Annotated in this window: 12 protein-coding genes; 5 read left to right on the top strand and 7 right to left on the bottom strand. The window is 62.7% G+C overall.

From position 1 onward, the window contains the following. Window positions 1-99: 99 nt before the first annotated feature. Window positions 100-1,470, bottom strand: coding sequence for an aspartate aminotransferase family protein (locus C1X29_RS00600; RefSeq protein WP_102716644.1), 1,371 nt, complete (start codon window positions 1,468-1,470; stop codon window positions 100-102). A 32-nt stretch (window positions 1,471-1,502) separates the two neighbouring features. Further along, window positions 1,503-2,996 (bottom strand): aldehyde dehydrogenase, encoded by a 1,494-nt coding sequence (locus C1X29_RS00605; protein WP_102716645.1) that lies wholly within the window; start codon window positions 2,994-2,996, stop codon window positions 1,503-1,505. A gap of 239 nt (window positions 2,997-3,235) precedes the next feature. On the opposite strand from C1X29_RS00605, the gene C1X29_RS00610 reads away from it, so the two are divergent. After that, window positions 3,236-4,150 carry a LysR substrate-binding domain-containing protein gene (locus tag C1X29_RS00610; RefSeq protein WP_085747763.1) on the top strand — a complete coding sequence of 305 codons (915 nt, stop codon included), beginning with the start codon at window positions 3,236-3,238 and terminating at the stop codon, window positions 4,148-4,150. A gap of 3 nt (window positions 4,151-4,153) precedes the next feature. Here the strand turns inward: C1X29_RS00610 and hrpB are convergent, their stop codons facing one another. Beyond that, window positions 4,154-6,673, bottom strand: a complete 2,520-nt coding sequence (hrpB, locus tag C1X29_RS00615) for an ATP-dependent helicase HrpB (RefSeq protein ID WP_102716646.1) — start codon at window positions 6,671-6,673, stop codon at window positions 4,154-4,156. Between the two features lie 108 nt (window positions 6,674-6,781). Between hrpB and C1X29_RS00620 the strand changes: the two genes are divergently transcribed. Then, window positions 6,782-7,201, top strand: a complete 420-nt coding sequence (locus C1X29_RS00620) for a hypothetical protein (RefSeq protein ID WP_039771823.1) — start codon at window positions 6,782-6,784, stop codon at window positions 7,199-7,201. Between the two features lie 15 nt (window positions 7,202-7,216). Further along, on the top strand, window positions 7,217-8,113 hold the full coding sequence (locus tag C1X29_RS00625) for a cation diffusion facilitator family transporter (protein ID WP_102686358.1): 897 nt from the start codon (window positions 7,217-7,219) through the stop codon (window positions 8,111-8,113). Here C1X29_RS00625 and C1X29_RS00630 read toward each other — a convergent pair. Beyond that, a complete protein-coding gene (locus C1X29_RS00630) occupies window positions 8,107-9,156 on the bottom strand; it encodes a DUF6515 family protein (RefSeq protein WP_102686359.1) in 1,050 nt (349 codons plus the stop codon). The genes C1X29_RS00625 and C1X29_RS00630 overlap by 7 nt on opposite strands. Before the next feature lie 454 nt (window positions 9,157-9,610). Between C1X29_RS00630 and C1X29_RS00635 the strand changes: the two genes are divergently transcribed. After that, window positions 9,611-10,090 (top strand): Lrp/AsnC family transcriptional regulator, encoded by a 480-nt coding sequence (locus tag C1X29_RS00635; RefSeq protein ID WP_007909658.1) that lies wholly within the window; start codon window positions 9,611-9,613, stop codon window positions 10,088-10,090. 280 nt (window positions 10,091-10,370) lie between these two features. Next, window positions 10,371-10,580, top strand: a complete 210-nt coding sequence (locus C1X29_RS00640) for a DUF2788 domain-containing protein (protein ID WP_003228500.1) — start codon at window positions 10,371-10,373, stop codon at window positions 10,578-10,580. On the opposite strand, the gene C1X29_RS00645 is transcribed toward C1X29_RS00640, so the two are convergent. The 3 genes from C1X29_RS00645 to C1X29_RS00655 all read right to left on the bottom strand — a co-directional run bounded on the left by C1X29_RS00645 (window position 10,575) and on the right by C1X29_RS00655 (window position 14,624). Continuing rightward, on the bottom strand, window positions 10,575-11,210 hold the full coding sequence (locus tag C1X29_RS00645) for a pseudouridine synthase (RefSeq protein WP_085612563.1): 636 nt from the start codon (window positions 11,208-11,210) through the stop codon (window positions 10,575-10,577). The two genes, C1X29_RS00640 and C1X29_RS00645, sit on opposite strands and share 6 nt — an antisense overlap. A gap of 72 nt (window positions 11,211-11,282) precedes the next feature. Beyond that, complete coding sequence (gene amn / locus C1X29_RS00650) at window positions 11,283-12,782, bottom strand: AMP nucleosidase (RefSeq protein ID WP_173940171.1); 1,500 nt, start codon at window positions 12,780-12,782, stop codon at window positions 11,283-11,285. Between the two features lie 192 nt (window positions 12,783-12,974). After that, on the bottom strand, window positions 12,975-14,624 hold the full coding sequence (locus C1X29_RS00655; protein ID WP_102716647.1) for an acyl-CoA dehydrogenase family protein: 1,650 nt from the start codon (window positions 14,622-14,624) through the stop codon (window positions 12,975-12,977). Window positions 14,625-14,688: the final 64 nt, after the last annotated feature.

Consider the following 14,688-nt stretch of genomic DNA (forward strand, 5'->3'; position numbering starts at 1 on the left):
CGAAAGGGCGTGTCGGACGGGGGTGCCCGAGGTGGGTGCAAAGCCCAAAAAAATCGCAGCCGAAGGCTGCGATTGTTATCGTTTCACACAGGTTTCAGATCAGAGCCGACCGTATTCCTGCGCGGTACGATCCAGCGCTTTCAACGTCTTGCCCACCAGTTCGTCAATCTCCTCACGGCTGGCAATCAACGCCGGCGCCATGATCATCCGCCCCAGGGTCGAGCGAATGATCACCCCCTCTTCAAAACCGATCGTGCGGCAGCGCCAGGCGATGTCGTTCTCATTGGCGAAGCGCTTGCGCGTGGCCTTGTCTTCGGCCAGTTGCAGCGCCGCGACCATGCCCGTGCCCTGAATATCGCCCACCAGCGGGTGATTGCCGAACACCTCGCGCAGGCACTGTTGCAGGTACGGGCCGATGTCATCCTTGACCCGCGTCACCACGCCTTCATCGCGTAATGCCTTGAGGTTGGCAATCGCCACCGCCGCCGCCACCGGGTGCCCGGAATAGGTCAGGCCGTGGGCGAACACACCGCCCTGCTCCACCAGCACGTCGGCCATTTTCTTCGACAGGATCAGGCCGCCCATCGGGATGTAACCGGAGGTCAGGCCCTTGGCGATGGACAGGGTGTCCGGCTCGAAACCGAAGTATTCGTGGGCGAACCATTCGCCGGTGCGACCGAAGCCACCGATCACTTCATCGGCACACAGCAGCACGTCGTACTTGCGGCAGATGCGCTGGATTTCCGGCCAGTAGCTTTCCGGCGGGAAGATCATCCCGCCCGCGCCCTGGAACGGTTCGGCGATGAATCCGGCGACCTTGTCGGCACCCAGTTCAAGGATCTTCGATTCCAGTTGCTGCGCAGCCCGCAGACCGAATTCCGCCGGGGTCAGATTGCCTTCGTGGGCGAAGAAGTACGGCTCGTCGATGTGCGCGATGTCGGGAATCATCCCGCCCATTTCGTGCATGAACTTCATGCCGCCAAGGGCCGTCGCCGCGAGGGTCGAACCGTGATAGCCATTCCAACGGCCGATCATGATTTTCTTCTCGGGCTTGCCCAGCACCTGCCAGTAACGGCGCACGGTACGGATCAGCACTTCGTTGGCCTCGGAGCCGGAGTTGGTGTAGATCGCGTGGCTGTAGTGCCCCGGCAGCAGGCTGAACAGCAGCTCGGAAAGCTCGATCACCTGCGGGTGGGTGGTGTGGAAAAACATGTTGTAGTACGGCAACTGCTCCAGTTGCCGGCTCGCTGCCGCGTTCAAGTCCTTGCGCCCGTAACCGAGGTTGGTGCACCACAGCCCGGACATGCCGTCGAGGTAGCGCCGACCGTCGTTGTCCCACAGATGCAGGCGGTCACCACGCACCATCACCCGTGGGCCTTCGTCGTTGAGGGCCTTCTGGTCGACGAACGCATGAATGTGGTGCGCTGCATCGGCGGCCTGGTAGTCGCGGGTTTCACGTGAGGTGGTCATCGCCGGATCTCCTTTTTTGTTGTGAGCGGCTGTCATGAGCGCAGTTGAAACCAGGTGGTTTTCAACTGGGTGTATTTGTCGAACGAGTGCAGCGACAGATCGCGGCCGAACCCGGATTGTTTGCCGCCGCCGAACGGCACGGTCACGTCCAGCGCATCGACGCTGTTGACCGACACCGTACCGGCTCGCAATTGCCGCGCCACCCGGTGCGCGCGGTGCAGATCATCGGTCCACAGCGACGCCGCCAGACCGTAGACGCTGTCGTTGGCCAGTCGCAAGGCGTGGGCCTCGTCATCGAACGGCATCACCGCCAGCACCGGGCCGAACACTTCTTCGCGAAACAGGGTCATGTGCGGCTGCACGTCGGTGAAAATCGTCGGCTGAATGAAGTTGTCCGAACCGTTGAAACTCAGCTGCCGCCCGCCGCAGACGCGGGTCGCGCCTTCGCGCTCGGCCTGGTTGATGAAGCGCAGAATGCTTTCGGTCTGACGAGTATCGACGATTGCCCCGGCTGCACTCGCAGGGTCCAGCGGATCGCCCGGCTGCCAGCGTTCGGCCTGAGCCTTCAGCCGTTCAACGAACTCGTTATGAATCGAGCGTTCCACCAGCAACCGCGAGTTGGCCGAGCAGACCTCGCCCTGATTGAAGAAGATCCCGAACGCGGCTTTCTGCGCCGCCAGATCCAGATCCTGGCAGTCGGCGAACACCAGGTTGGCGCTCTTGCCGCCGCACTCCAGCCACACCTGCTTGAGGTTCGACTGCGCGGAGTACTGCATGAAATATTTTCCGACCTGGGTCGAGCCGGTGAACACCAGGCAATCGACATCCGGGTGCAAGCCCAAGGCTTTGCCGGTCTGTTCGCCGAGCCCCGGCAGCACGTTCAGCACACCGGCCGGCAACCCGGCTTCCAGCGCCAGCTCGGCCAAACGCAACGCGGAGAACGGTGATTGCTCGGCGGGTTTGAGAATCACCGAGTTGCCCGCCGCCAGCGCCGGCGCGAGTTTCCACGCGGCCATGTCCAGCGGGAAATTCCAAGGCACCACCGCAGCAACCACGCCCAGCGCTTCGCGGGTGATGGTCGCCAGCACGTTCGACGCGCTTGGCGCGACCTGATCGTAGAGCTTGTCGAGACTTTCGGCGTACCAGCGGAACACCCCGGCGGCGCCCGGCACGTCGATGTTGTAAGCGTCCATCACCGGTTTGCCCATGTTCAGCGAATCGAGCAACGCCAGCTCTTCGCGATTGGCCAGAATCAGATCCGCCAGCCGCAGCAGCACTTGCTTGCGCTCGCTCGGTGAGCGCCCGGCCCAGGAGCCCGCCTCGAACACCTGCCGCGCATTTTTCACCGCTGCATCGACGTCTTCTTCACCGCACGCGGCGACGTTTGCCAGCAGTTGGCCGGTGGCCGGGTTGATCGCGGCAAAGGTCTGCCCCGACTGCGCCGCACGCAGTTTGCCGTCGATCACGGCCTGATACGGATAGCTCAATTCAGCGGCCTTGCGCTGCCAGTCTGCAAGCTCGAACACGGTGGTTGCTCCTTGGACTTTTATTCTTTTGAGAACAGTGCGGGGTCGATAGTCGCTCAGGCCCGTGCGAGCTAAAACCAGTAAAAATGTCTTCGCAGACAATAAAAAAGGTAACCAGCCGATGGCCCCTTCGCGCGCGTATGGGGCTATTGTTCAGGGACAAAAAAACCGCCGACAGAACGGAGGCCGGCGGCTTACAAATTGCTTGGATGTGGAATCCGTTCGCTTTGAGGTTCACCGTGGCCGCTTACAACCTGCGTCAGTTGAAATACTTCATCACCACCGTCGAATGCGGCAGCGTCGCCGAAGCGTCGCGCAAGCTGTACATCGCGCAACCGGCGATTTCCACGGCGATCAAGGGGCTGGAAGACAGCTTCGGCGTGCAACTGCTGATCCGCCATCACGCCCAAGGCGTGTCGCTAACGCCTAGCGGCGCGCGGTTCTTCCGCAAGGCCCAGGAACTGCTGCGCATGGCCAAGGAGTTCGAACAGAACGCCCTCGCCGACAACGACGTGGTGGCCGGGCAGATCGATATCGGCTGTTTTGAAACGGTGGCGCCGCTGTACCTGCCGCAACTGATTGCCGGCTTCTCGGCGCTGTATCCGGGGGTGAAGATCCGCATCCGCGACGGCGAACAACAGGAACTGGTGCAAGGCCTGACCTCGGGCACCTTCGACCTGGCAATCCTCTACAAACACGACCTCGACGCCACCATCGAAACCGAACCCCTGATGCCGGCCCAACGGCCTTACGCCCTGCTCCCGGCAGATCACCGCTTCGCCCAGCTCAAGCAGGTTTCGCTGCGGGACTTGTGCCTGGAACCGATGATCCTGCTCGACGTGCAACCGAGCCGCACCTACTTCGTCAGCCTGTTCGAAGAACTCGGGCTGTCGCCACGCATCGATTTCAGCTCGCCGTCGATCGAAATGGTGCGCGGCATGGTCGGCCAGGGTTTCGGCTTCTCGATCCTGGTCACCCGCCCGCATTCGGAATGCACCTACGACGGCAAGAAAGTCGTGTGCGTCGACATCGTCGAAGACGTCACCGGCTCAGGCCTCGTGGCCGCGTGGCTCAAACGCGGACAACTGACCAAACCGGCGCAGTTGTTTGCCGATTATTGCCGGGAGCAGCTGACCGCCAAGGCCAGCCGCTGACCCTCACGTACCGCGCGGCTTGGCCCGGGCGGTGGCTTCAGCCACCAGCGGATCATCCGGCCAATAGTGCTTCGGATACCGCCCCTTCAGATCCTTCTTCACCTCGGCATAGGTGCTGCGCCAGAAGTTGGCCAGATCCTGCGTCACCTGCACCGGACGCCGCGCGGGCGACAGCAGGTGCAGCTTGACCACCTGCCGGCCGCCGGCGATGCGCGGTGTGTCGGCCAGGCCGAATAGCTCCTGCAAGCGCACGGCGAGTATCGGTGGTTGTTCGCTGTAGTCGAGGCGAATCGACGAGCCTGACGGCACGCTCAGGTGATGCGGCGCCTGTTCGTCGAGCTGTTGTGGCAGCGGCCATGGCAGCAGATTGCGCACGATGCTCGACAAGTCGAGGTTGGCGAAATGGCTGAGGCGCGAGACCTTGCCCAGAAAAGGCATCAGCCAGTCTTCGAGGGTTTTCAGCAGGGTGGCGTCGCTGACATCCGGCCATTGGCTGTCGCCCTTGGCGTCAAGGTCGAGCTGGCGCAGCAAGGCGACTCGCGCCTGCCACTGGCGCAGTTCCGGGGTCCACGGCAGCAGCTCCAGCCCCTTGCGCCGCACCAGATTGACCAGTGCCTGACTTCGGGCGTTTTCGTCGAGACCGGTCAGTGGTTCGCGGCTGAGGATCAGTTCGCCAACCTTGCGTTGGCGCTCTGCGCGCAACACGCCTTCGCGCTCGTCCCAGTCCAGTTGATCGACGTTGTGCACTTGTTCGGCCAGCACCGAATCGAACAGCGCCGGATCGAAATCCGCCGCCAGATAAATCCGCTCTTCGCGTTGACCTTGGCGGCTGCCGAGGTCGGCGATGACGATCCACGGTTCCTTCATCAGGCTGTCGGCTTCGGCGAACAGCGCCGCACGGCCGTTGGCCAGACGATATTCGGCACCACCGGCACGCCGCTGCTGAGCGACGCGGTCCGGGTAGGCCAGCGCCAGCAAGGCGCCGAGCCAGCGTGGGTGATCCGGGTCGGCAACTGGTTCGCTCGCCTTGCCGCGCAGGTATCCACGATATTGCCGCGCCAGTTGCCGGGCGCGCTGCACGCCGCCCTGGGCACCACGGGCCGCGCGTTCTTCGCCGGACAGCAGCACCAGACGGCTGTGCAGATCCGCCCCGGCACCGCGCAAAATGTCGCGCTCGCCGAGCAACGCGGCGACGTCGCACGCCATGGTCGCCAAGCCCAGTGCCTGACCACGCAACAGCAAATGCGCGATGCGCGGATGGGCCGGCAATTCAGCCATGGCCTGCCCGTGACGGTTGAGGCTTTCACCGTCCAGTGCACCGAGGCGCTGCAACAGATCCTGAGCCTGTGCATAAGCGGCCGCCGGCGGCACGTCCAGCCAGATCAGATCACTCGGCGCCACGCCCCAGCGACCGAGTTGCAAAGCCAGGCCAGCCAGATCCGCCGAGAGGATTTCCGCACTGCCATAAGCCGCCAGCTGTTCATGCTGATCCTGCGACCACAGTCGATAACACACGCCAGGTTCCAGACGCCCTGCCCGGCCCGCTCGCTGGGTGGCACTGGCTTTGGATATACGCTGAGTGTCGAGCCGAGTCATGCCGCTGCCCGGGTCGAAACGCGGCACACGCGCCAGCCCGGCGTCGATTACCACACGCACACCGTTGATGGTCAGGCTGGTCTCGGCGATGTTGGTGGCCAGCACCACTTTGCGCTGGCCGGCCGGAGCCGGGTCGATGGCGGCGCGTTGGGCATTCAGGTCGAGTTCGCCGTGCAGCGGGCAGAGCAACACGTCGCTGCGCTCACCGATGGCGTCCGCCAGTTGTTGATGAACACGCCGGATTTCCGCCTGCCCCGGCAGAAACACCAACAGGCTGCCGGTTTCATCGTGCAGCGCTTCGAGCACCGTTTGCGTGACGCGTTGATCGATGTATTCGCCGGGCTGGAATGGCCGACCCCAGCGCATCGTCACCGGGAACATCCGGCCTTCGCTGCGCAGGATCGGCGCGTCGTCGAGCAACCCGGCCAGACGTTCGCCTTCAAGGGTGGCGGACATCAGCAGAATCTTCAGCGGTTGTTCAGCTCGAAACAGCTCGCGACCGTTCAGACTGAGGGCCAGCGCCAGATCGGCGTCGAGACTGCGTTCGTGAAATTCGTCGAAGATCAGCAGGCCCACGCCTTCCAGCGCCGGGTCGTCCTGCAGACGCCGGGTGAGGATGCCTTCGGTGACGACTTCGATGCGTGTGTTGGGGCCGACCTTGCTGTCGAGGCGGATGCGGTAACCGACGGTTTCACCGACCTTCTCGCCCAGCTCGCTGGCCAGCCGCTCCGCCGCTGCACGCGCCGCCAGTCGACGCGGTTCGAGCATGAGGATGGTCTGCCCGTTCAGCCACGCTTCATTGAGCAGGGCCAAGGGCACGCGGGTGGTTTTACCGGCGCCGGGCGGTGCTTCGAGCACGGCTTCGTGGCGTGTCGCCAACGCTTCACGCAGGGCGGGTAAAACTTCGTCGATCGGCAAAGAAATCATGCTGGCTCCCAAACAGAGCGGCGAGTATAACGGCGAACTGCCAGGCGTTCGTCAGGGTCTTAACTTCACACGATGACGCTTCGTTAATAGATGACTCAGGAGATTCCCATGCGCTTACCTTTTCGCCTGATCGGCGGTGTACTGGTTGCCACCCTGCTCACTCAGATCACCGCGTGCGGTTCGATTTTCTACCCAGACCGGCGCGGCCAGATCGACGGCAAGATCGACCCGGCGATTGCCGTGCTCGATGCCGTGGGCCTGTTGTTCTATATCCTTCCCGGCGTGATCGCGTTTGCCGTGGACTTCGCCACCGGCGCGATCTACTTCGAACCGGGCCACACGGCGCAGGTCGATCCGGCCAAGCTCAAGCAAGCCATCGGCCCGGACGGTCAGGTCGATAACTTGAAGTTGCAGGCTATTCTCGAAACGGAGCTGGGCCGCAATCTGCCGCTGGACGACCCGCGCCTGATCCAGCACAAGGGCAGCACCCAGCAACTGGCGATGTTCGGCCTGCAACCTGCCGCTTAAGGAATAGACGCACCCATGACCACAAGCACCGAACACGCCCGCCTGCTGCGGCTGGCGACCCGCGCCTCGGTGGCGGTGGCCTGTACGCTGATCATCGCCAAAGCCATCGCCTGGTGGCTGAGCGGTTCGGTGAGCATGCTCGCCGGCCTCACCGACTCGGCCCTCGATGGCGTCACTTCGTTGCTCAATCTGCTGGCGGTGCATTACGCGCTGCGCCCGGCGGATGACGATCACCGTTATGGTCACGGCAAAGCCGAATCCCTGGCGGGCATGGCGCAGGCGCTGTTCATTGGCGGCAGTGCGGTGCTGATCGCGTTTCAGGCTTATGAGCGCCTGAAAAATCCCGAGCCACTCGGCGCGCCGTGGCTGAGCATTGGTGTGATCGTGTTTTCCCTGCTGCTGACTGTCGCGCTGTTGATGCTGCAGCATCGGGTCATCAAGCAGACCGGGTCCAACGCGGTGCGGGCGGACTCGCTGCATTACCGTTCGGACCTGTTGCTCAACGGCAGCATTCTGATTGCGCTGGTGTTGGCCGGATTGGGGTTCGATCAGCTGGATGCGTGGTTCGGTCTGGGAATTGCGGCGTACATTTTGTGGAGCGCGATTCAGATCGCCCGGGAAAGTTTTTCGGTGCTGATGGATGAAGAGCTGCCGACGGATGTCAGTCAGCACATGCTCGAACTGGCGTGCGGCGTGCCGGGAGTATTGGGCGCACACGATCTGCGCACACGGATTTCCGGCAATCACTGGTTCGTGCAGTTGCACCTGGAATTGCCGGGGGAGCTGACGCTGTCAGTCGCCCATGGCATCAGCGATCAGGCGGCGGATGCCATTCACAAAGCCTACCCACGGGCCGAAGTGCTGGTGCACGCCGACCCGCAGGAAGTGGTCAAAGCCGCTCGGGCTCAGTAGTTGACCTGATAACCGCGACTGCTCAGGCAATTGCCCTGGGCCTGACGGTAGGCCTGCACCACTTCGGGTGCCGGTTGATAAGTCGCGGTGCGCGGATTGAAGCCGCTCTGCTGCACCGCGTACTGATAACACTCGTACCCGTCGCGTTGAACCTGCTCCGGTGACTGACCGTTGGCCGGATAGGCTTCCACGTCATAGCCATTGCCGGTCGGCTGCGGTGGCTGCTGCACCGGCGGCTCGACCACCACGTAATCCTGGGTCGCTTCCTGATACGCGTAGTACGAGCCAGCAGCGAGGAACAGCAGCGAACCGCCGATCCACACTTCCCGAGCGTAATCCGGCAGGTACTGGATGCGAATCCCGCGCGGCGGCTGAACCACGATGTAGCGCGGGCCTTGCGGGCGATACCAGTAGCCGCCGGAGTAGAAATAGTCCTGGCCGCGATACGGCACACGGTAATCGCGATCCGGGAAACGGTCGATCACATGGCCCGGCCGGTATTGCGGGCCCGGGCCCCAGCCGTTGCCATGCCCGTCCGGGCGACCCGGCCAGCGATTGTCGTTGGGGCGGTTGCCGGTCTGCCAGTTCTGGTGATAGCCGTTCTGCGGGCGCTCGTCGCGGTAGTAACCCTGACGGGGTTCCTGGGTCTGGCGCACGGTGTCGGGGCGCGGCTGGATCGGCAGGTCATTGGCCGGCAGTTGCGGCGGCGGTGGCGGCTGGCGCACCGGGTTGGGGTTGTAGGCCGGACGTGGCTGGTTCTGGTTCTGCCACTGGCCGTTGTTCGGTTGGCCGTGATTCTGCTGGCCGTTGTGCTCGAACTGGCGGCTGTTGTCGCCACGGATGATGTCGTTGTTCTGCCGCTGCGGATTGTCTTGGCCGTGCTGCTGATTGCCGCCGCCATGGCCCTGATTGTTGCCCTGATGCTCAGGCCCGCGTCCACCGCCGTCCGGGCCGCGATTCTGCGGCTCATCCGCCAGCGCTTGCGCACCGACACTCACACACAGCAAACCAACACTGGCCAGACGCCAGATGCGCGACTTCATGAAATTCCTCACTGCGGACTAGAGCCTGAAATTAAGAGGGCGTGTAGCTAAGACCGGGGATGGGCACACCGGGTTCTGCTACAGGTTATCAGTCACGTCATTTATTTATTGAGCGCGATGGGCCAAATCGCGGGCAAGAAAAAAGGGAGACCCGTCGGCCTCCCTTCTAGAGAACTTCGTCCTGGCTCGACGCTTTTGACGTCGGCTCACCTCACGCCGTCTTCTGGACAGTGTGCAGCTCGGGGGCCGGCACAACCCCGGTGGGGGTGGCGGCCGCGGCAGGCCGGATTGGGCGGGCCGCGTGGACTGTGTTACCGAGCAGTGATTCTGGTGATAAGAATAGGCCGGAGGCTGCGACAGATGATTGCGAAGATTGCTCAAATAAACATCACTTGCGCAATTTTTAACCCTGGATAGATAATCCGCCGCAATAGTTAAGACAAAGGATCGTTTGATGAGCAAACTCGACCGTTACGACCTCAGCATTTTGGCGGAATTGCAGCGCGACGCCCGCATCTCCAACCAGGAACTGGCCGAGCGCATCGGTCTGTCGCCCTCCCCGTGCTCGCGCCGGGTCAAGCAACTGGAGGACGACGGCTACATCTCCCGTCAGGTCGCCCTGCTCGATCGCAAGATGCTCGGCCTGAGCCTGACCGCCTACGTGCTGATCGGCATGGACCGGCACACGCCGGAGCGTTTCGAGAACTTCGAAGCGGCGATCCGTACCTTGCCGCAAGTGCTGGAATGCAGTCTGGTGACTGGGGTCGATGCCGACTATCAGCTGAAAGTGGTGGTGCCGGACATGGATCACTATCAGAAGCTGCTGCTGGGGCATCTGACGCGGATTGAAGGGGTGACCAGCGTGCGCTCGAGTTTTGTGTTGAATCAGGTGCTCAACAGTACCGAACTGCCGCTCACACATTTGCGTAGCTGATTTAAAAGCCCCCTCACCCCAGCCCTCTCCCGGAGGGAGAGGGGGCCGACGGTGGGTTGCTCGAGAAGTACGCCGACCTGAACGCCCTGCTGTGAATCCATAATCGACTGGAAATTTCAGGTCGATGTATGACGCCAGACACCTCGGTCAGTCCCCTCTCCCCCCGGGAGACGGTTAGGGTGAGGGCCAGTCGTCGGATCAGACCCAGATCAATGCCACCCCGCCCCCCTTGGCGTATACTCGCCGCGCCCTTTTAGCCCCGTGCGTGCCGGAGAACCCGATGGATCCAGCAGTATTTGAAGAGTGGATGATGACCGGTCTGGTCAGCATCCTGATCATTTTCATGGGTTTCATCGTCTGGGATCTGGCGAAGAAGTCCAAGGCCGGGCGCTTTGGCTCGTTCATTCTGTTTTTCGTGCTGGGCCTGGGCGTGGCCGCATTCATCATCAAGAGCGTGGTGATCGGCCTGATCGAGTCCGGCGCCTTATAAGCGCGCCGGCACTTCTTTCCACTGTCCCTGATCGAGCCCTTCGATCGTCCAGTCACCAATCCTGACCCGTACCAGCCGCAACGTCGGCAGCCCGACCGCCGCCGTCATCCGCCGCACCTGGCGGTTGCGTCCTTCGCGAATCACCAGTTCCAGCCAGGTTGTCGGAATCGTTGCGCGAAAGCGTACCGGTGGATTGCGCGGCCACAGCTCGGGCTCATCCAGTTGCCGCGCTTGCGCGGGCAAGGTCATGCCGTCATTCAATTCGACGCCGTCGCGCAGACGCTGCAACTGCTCGGCCGTCGGCACGCCTTCGACCTGCACCCAATAGGTTTTCGCCAGCTTGTGCTTGGGGTCGGCGATCCGCGCCTGCAACTGGCCGTCGTTGGTCAGCAGCAGCAAACCTTCGCTGTCACGATCCAGCCGTCCGGCCGGGTAGATGCCCGGAATATCGATGTAATCCTTGAGCGTCGCCCGCCCTTCGCCGTCGCTGAATTGCGTCAGCACATCGAACGGTTTGTTGAACAGGATCAGCTTCGGCTCAGCGGGCGGTGCCTTGGCAACACGGCGCGGGGCTGAAGAAGCTGGCTTCGCGCCGGGGCGGCGGGAAGGTGGACGTTGAGGACGGGACATAAGAGAGCAGACATTTAGCGATCAGGGCTGACAATGCTAGTGCCCCGACCGCCAAATGACCACGACAAACCGTTAGCGGAACGGCGGCTCGTCGAAGCTGCGCAGTTTGCGCGAGTGCAGCGAATTGAGTTCGGTGCGCAGCAGATCCACCGCTTCAATGCCGATCTTCAAGTGCTGGCTGACCGCACGCTCGTAGAACGCGTTGGCCGAACCCGGCAGCTTGATTTCGCTGTGCAGCGGCTTGTCCGATACACACAGCAACGTGCCGTACGGCACCCGCAGGCGATAACCCTGGGCGGCGATGGTGCCGCTTTCCATGTCCACGGCCACGGCGCGGGACAGGTTGATCAGCGGTCGTTCCTGAGCCCAGCGCAATTCCCAGTTGCGGTCGTCGTAGGTCAGCACGGTGCCGGTACGCAGACGTTTTTTCAGCTCTTCGCCTTTTTCGCCGGTGATATTGGCTGCCGCTTGTTGCAGCGCCAGTTGCACTTCGGCCAGCGCCGGAATCGGAATGTTCGGCGGCACCACCCGGTCGAGAATACCGTCGCGACGCATGTAAGCGTGGGCCAGCACGTAGTCGCCGATGGTCTGCGACTGACGCAGGCCGCCGCAGTGACCGATCATCAGCCAGCAATGCGGACGCAGCACAGCCAGGTGGTCGGTGATGTTCTTGGCGTTGGACGGGCCGACGCCGATATTGACCAAGGTCACGCCGTGGCCATCGCTGGCGATCAGGTGATAGGCCGGCATCTGGTAGCGGTGCCAGACCACACCGGCCGTAATCGCCGAGGCTTCGCCGTGATCCATGCCCTTTTCGATGATCACGTTGCCCGGCAAGACCATGCGTACGAAACGCGGGTCGCGGCGCAGTTGTTCCAGGCCATGGACGATGAACTGGTCGACATAACGGTGGTAGTTGGTCAGCAGAATCCACGGCTGCACATGGCGCCAGTCGCTGCCGGTGTAGTGCACCAGACGACGCAGCGAGAAGTCGACGCGCGCGGCGTCAAACAGCGCCAGCGGCAGCGGATCGGTGTTTTCCCAGTCGTAGAGACCGTCGGCGATGCCATCGGTGGCGGCGGACAGGTCGGTACTCGGGAACACCCGTGCCAGCACGGCGGCAGTGACGCCAGAGCCGGCCAGTTCATCGCCCTGCTCGACCACGTACGGATATGGAATGTTCTGCTCGCTGACCCCGACTTCGACGGTCACGGTGAAGTCGTGCATCAGCGGCGTGAGCTGTTCCAGCAGGTATTTGCGAAACGCCGCCGGGTGGGTGACGGTCACGCTGTAGGTGCCCGGCAACTGCACCTTGGCGTAGGCGCGGGTGGTCTGCGGGACTTCGCCCTGGCAGTGGTAGGTCAGACGCAGTTCGGGATAACGGAACAGGGCACGTTGCTCGGCGTCGGGCTCGACGCGATCCTTGAGATAACGCTTGAGCGCCGAGTTCAGCGCCGTGGTGGCCCGCTCATGCAGCTCGGCGAGACGATCCACGGCCTGTTCGGCGGTTTGAACGACAATAAACGCTTCGGTCACGATCAGCTTCCTGTGTTCTGACTTGCAGAGCTTCATCTTGCCTGCATCGTGGCGTCACGGAAACAGTGGCGTTGTGGGTTCACCCTAATCATTCAAACAATGAAGATCCCTGTGGGAGCGAGCTTGCCCGCGATGAGGCCATCACATTCAACATCGATGTTGACTGACAGGCCGTCATCGCTGGCAAGCCAGCTCCCACAGGGTTTTGTTGTGTTTGGGCGACTTGGGTCAGAAACCTTGCGGCGTAGAGCGGGCGACGATGGCTTCGACATCCAGTCCGCGCGGCAACGCGCCGTAGGCCCGCCCGCCTCCGTTCAGACGACTGGCGATGAACGCATCGCTGACCGCCGAATTCCCGGCCTCCAGCAGCAACTTCGCTTGCAGTCCCAGAGCAATGTCTTCAGTCAGTTGCCGAGCGCGGTACTGAATGTCGCTGGTGTCCTTGAACTGTGCCTGCAATTGCTGAATGTGCGCAGCCAGTCGCTTGTCGCCATGACCGTCGCCCAACTCGCTGAACAACACATCGAGTACGCCCGGCTCTTTCGACAACGCCCGCAGCACGTCGAGGCATTGCACGTTGCCGGAGCCTTCCCACGTCGAGTTCACCGGCGCTTCCCGGTAAAGCCGCGGCAGGATGCTCTCCTCGACATAGCCAGCACCGCCCATGCACTCGGCGGCTTCGTTGATCATCCCCGGCGCACGTTTGCAGATCCAGTATTTACCCACCGCCGTCACCAGTCGGGCGAACTGCGCTTCATGGCGATCGTCCAGATGATCCAGCGCCTTGCCCATGCGCAGGCTCAGCGCCAGCGCGGCTTCGCTTTCCAGCGCCAGATCGGCCAGCACGTTCTGCATCAGTGGCTGTTCACTGAGCAGTTTGCCGCCGACCTTGCGATGGGCGCAGTGATGGCTGGCCTGAGTCAGCGCCTGACGCATCAGCGAGCTGGAGCCGACCATGCAATCGAAACGGGTCATCGCCACCATCTCGATGATGGTCGGCACGCCGCGCCCTTCTTCGCCGACCATCCATGCCAGCGCGCCTCGGAATTCCACTTCGCTGGAAGCGTTGGACTGGTTGCCGAGCTTGTTTTTCAGGCGCTGGATGTAGAACTGATTGCGCGTGTCGTCCGGGCGATGGCGCGGCAGCAGGAAGCAGCTCAAACCCTTGTCGGTTTGCGCCAGCGTCAGGAACGCATCGCACATCGGCGCCGAACAGAACCACTTGTGCCCCACCAGTTCATAGGCCTGACCCGGGCCGCTGGCACCGACCGGATAAGCCTTGGTGGTGTTGGCACGCACGTCGGTGCCGCCCTGTTTCTCGGTCATCGCCATGCCAATGGTGACGCCCGCCTTGTGGGCCATGCCGACATTGCGCGGGTCGTATTCGGTGGCGAGGATTTTCGGCAGCCATTGCTCAGCCAGATTCGGCTGCAAACGCAGCGCGGGCACACTGGCGAAAGTCATGGTCAGCGGGCAACCGCTGCCGGCTTCGGCCTGACTGTGCAGATAGGACATGGAAGCGCGGGCGACATGGGCGCCGTCCTGTGGATGAGCCCAGGGCAACGACGTCAAGCCATGTTCAATGGCGGTGCGCATCAGCTCGTGATACGCCGGATGAAACTCCACCAGGTCGATGCGATGTCCATAGCGGTCATGACTGGCGAACACCGGTTTGTTCTGGTTGGCGAGGAACCCGGCCTCCATCAGCGGCCCGCCGGCCAGCGCGCCGTAGGCGTCGATCCGCGACTCGGCCCAGCCGGCGCCGAACCGCCGCGACCACTCCTGCAACGGCAGGTCGATGCGGTACAGGTTGGTGCCGTCCAGCGACGGTGGCTGGTTGGTGACTTCGTGAGTTTCGGCGAACTGATGCAGGTTCATGACGGGGCTCCTTGATCGGCCAGAGCTTCAGTTAAGCACCGCCCCCGAACCGATCAAAGTGTCA

This window comes from Pseudomonas sp. GW456-12-10-14-LB2 (assembly GCF_002884345.1).
GTDB lineage: Bacteria > Pseudomonadota > Gammaproteobacteria > Pseudomonadales > Pseudomonadaceae > Aquipseudomonas > Aquipseudomonas paraglycinae.

Coding starts and splice junctions, on each gene's coding strand:
- C1X29_RS00635 (WP_007909658.1), top strand. CDS start 9,611: ATGAGCAAACTCGACCGTTACGACCTCAGCATTTTGGCGGAATTGCAG.
- C1X29_RS00640 (WP_003228500.1), top strand. CDS start 10,371: ATGGATCCAGCAGTATTTGAAGAGTGGATGATGACCGGTCTGGTCAGC.
- amn (WP_173940171.1), bottom strand. CDS start 12,782: ATGAAGCTCTGCAAGTCAGAACACAGGAAGCTGATCGTGACCGAAGCG.
- C1X29_RS00625 (WP_102686358.1), top strand. CDS start 7,217: ATGACCACAAGCACCGAACACGCCCGCCTGCTGCGGCTGGCGACCCGC.
- C1X29_RS00630 (WP_102686359.1), bottom strand. CDS start 9,156: ATGAAGTCGCGCATCTGGCGTCTGGCCAGTGTTGGTTTGCTGTGTGTG.
- C1X29_RS00620 (WP_039771823.1), top strand. CDS start 6,782: ATGCGCTTACCTTTTCGCCTGATCGGCGGTGTACTGGTTGCCACCCTG.
- C1X29_RS00655 (WP_102716647.1), bottom strand. CDS start 14,624: ATGAACCTGCATCAGTTCGCCGAAACTCACGAAGTCACCAACCAGCCA.
- hrpB (WP_102716646.1), bottom strand. CDS start 6,673: ATGATTTCTTTGCCGATCGACGAAGTTTTACCCGCCCTGCGTGAAGCG.
- C1X29_RS00645 (WP_085612563.1), bottom strand. CDS start 11,210: ATGTCCCGTCCTCAACGTCCACCTTCCCGCCGCCCCGGCGCGAAGCCA.
- C1X29_RS00600 (WP_102716644.1), bottom strand. CDS start 1,470: ATGACCACCTCACGTGAAACCCGCGACTACCAGGCCGCCGATGCAGCG.